The sequence below is a fragment of the Egibacteraceae bacterium genome, assembly GCA_040905805.1.
Lineage (GTDB): Bacteria > Actinomycetota > Nitriliruptoria > Euzebyales > Egibacteraceae > DATLGH01.
Genome location: JBBDQS010000158.1, coordinates 1 through 2,387, shown reverse-complemented (window position 1 = coordinate 2,387; position 2,387 = coordinate 1). Strand labels below are relative to the sequence as shown.

Sequence of the window (2,387 nt, the reverse complement as noted above, 5' to 3'; positions counted from 1 at the left end):
GCCGCCACGATTAGACGCTCGGCGCCGCCGCACCCCACCGCCACCGCCCCGGGCCAGGCCAGTGCCAGCAGCGGTCCGCGACGCCGTGCGACCGCTACATCACTCGTGAAGCCTGGCTCATCCTATTCTTCACCCCCCATCCACCCCACTACCACTCCCACCTCGCCAGGTCCAAGCTTGGCCATTCTCTACTGGTCATGGTGGTGGGCCCCGCTGATTCCGGACAGTCGATCAGCAGCTGAATTACTGCAACTAGACTGCTTGCGGCCGGTTCAGGTGCTCGTCGTAGACCTCTTGTGGGGTCCGGTAGCCGAGCGCCGAGTGGATACGTCAAGTATTATACCTAAACTCTCAGGCGAGTACTTCCTACGATGCGCTGACATCATTCCCCTTTACATTCTCGGATGGGATCCTACTAGGTTCCCTGTCCGTGATCCTCGGGGCCCCTAAACCCAGCCCCGTTCCGTTGACATCGGGGTTCCTACACAGATAAGGCAGGGCCAGGATTCTCGCGGCCACGGTGTCACGCAAGGGCACCCGGCTGGTGGTGGCCTTGCGGGTGCTCATCCAACGCCCCCAGCAGCCGCGAGTCCACAGACCGGATTCGCGGGTTGGGGTCGAGAGTTGCGCCACCTGTGCCGGCAACGGTCTCGGCGCACCCAAGGCTCCCGCCGCTACACCGAGACGAACTGCAAGATCAGCCGGCGCCAGCGGCGGATCGCTGACATCCGCAGCCACCACATCCACACCTTGACCACCAGGCTCGCCAAGACCCACGGCGAGATCGTGGTCGAAGCCCTGGATGTGGCCGGGATGCTTGGCCAGAAGGGCCTGGCGGGCGCGTGCAAGACATCGGGTGGGCCCAGCACTGGACCTGCCACGGGTGCAGTGCGAACCATCAGCGTGACGACAACGCCGCCATCAACCTCGCGCGCTACGAGCAGCCCCTCGCGGGCGATAGCGCCGTCGGCCCAGTCAGGGCCGCTGTCAAGCGTGGAGCCGACCGTAAGACCGAGCCCGGCTCGGCTGGTGGCCATGAAGCGCGGAAGGGACGCAGCCTCCAAGGCTGCCGAACAACCCCGAGACGGGGTGCTGGTGAGATGAGCACTATCGCTCACTCATCGGCAACGGTCGGGCGTAGCACGGCTACCGGGCGTCGACCAGCGTGGCGAAGACGACGAGGTTGTCACGGTAGTGCCCGGTCGCGCGATCGAACACGCCACCGCACGTGATCAGTCGCAGCAGGGCCCGGTCGGTGTCCCCGTACACGAGCTCCGTCGGAAAATCTTCCTTCGGATACCGAGCTACCTCGTCCACACGGAAGACTGCGACCACGCCGTCGGCCCGGGTGACCATGACCGCATCACCCGGTCGGAGGTTGCCGAGATCGAAGAACACCGACGGCCCTGCAATCGCGGAGTCGACGTGCCCGACGATGACCGCGGGGCCCGGCGAGCCTGGGGTCGACGAGTGCTCGTACCAGGCTGCATCGTTGTAGTCGGGGCCCGTGGGCACCTCCATGGTGTGCTCAGCAGTCAGGCCCACCTGCTGCAACACCGAACGCACCCCTATTGACGGGACATCGATCGTGACCGGTTCAAACCGAGCAAGCGCCAGCTCCGGCGGTGTCCGCTCCCGCGGTGCCGGCTCCTGCGGTGCCGGCTCCTGCGGTGCCGGAGCCGGCACCGATACGACGGCCAGTGGAGGCGGGATCTCCGTCTCGTTCGCCGTCGCCACCGTGACCGAGGCCGTCCCGATCGCGGACAGGACGAACACCCCCGCCATGATCACCAGCGGGTGGCGACCCATCGGCGTCAACCGTGCGGGGCCGCCCTGCACTTCGGAACGCCTCACCTGACCGTGACCTCGCCTCGCCGCGCACTTCCTCGGGCGTGCGGGCGAATCCCGAGCACCCCTGCGGCGCTGAGCAGGAGCACCCACCCCAGCACCACCAGACTCCTGTACAAGGGCCTAGCCGGGTCGTGGGCACCAGCCATCGCCCCCCCACCGGCCTCCACACCGCCGATCGGCGGCCCAACCACGGACCCGCCCGTCACCACATCGGGCGACCTGGGACCGGACCGTGCGACATCGATCGACGTTGTGCCACCAGGGGAACTAGGGGCGGGCTGTGCGACATCGATCGACGTTGTGCCACCAGGGGAACTAGGGGCGGGCTGTGCTACATCGGTCGACGTTGTGTCACCAGGCAGAGCCACGTCATCCTCGCGCGTGTCAGACAGAACGCGCGTCGGTTGCCCAGTCGAGAACTCAGGCGTCGGTTCGGGTTTCGGCGCGGGCGCGGGCTCGGGCTCGGGCGCGGGCTCGGGCGCAGGCTCGGGCTCGGGTTCGGGCTCGGGTTCGGGTTCGGGTTCGGGTTCGGGGTC

The 2,387-nt window shown here is 67.3% G+C and carries 1 protein-coding gene; it reads right to left on the bottom strand.

What is annotated here, in order from left to right; all coding sequences use genetic code 11:
- Positions 1 to 1,146: 1,146 nt before the first annotated feature.
- On the bottom strand, positions 1,147 to 1,809 hold the full coding sequence (locus WD250_17005) for a class F sortase (GenBank protein ID MEX2621915.1): 663 nt from the start codon (positions 1,807 to 1,809) through the stop codon (positions 1,147 to 1,149).
- Between the last annotated feature and the right edge of the window lie 578 nt (positions 1,810 to 2,387).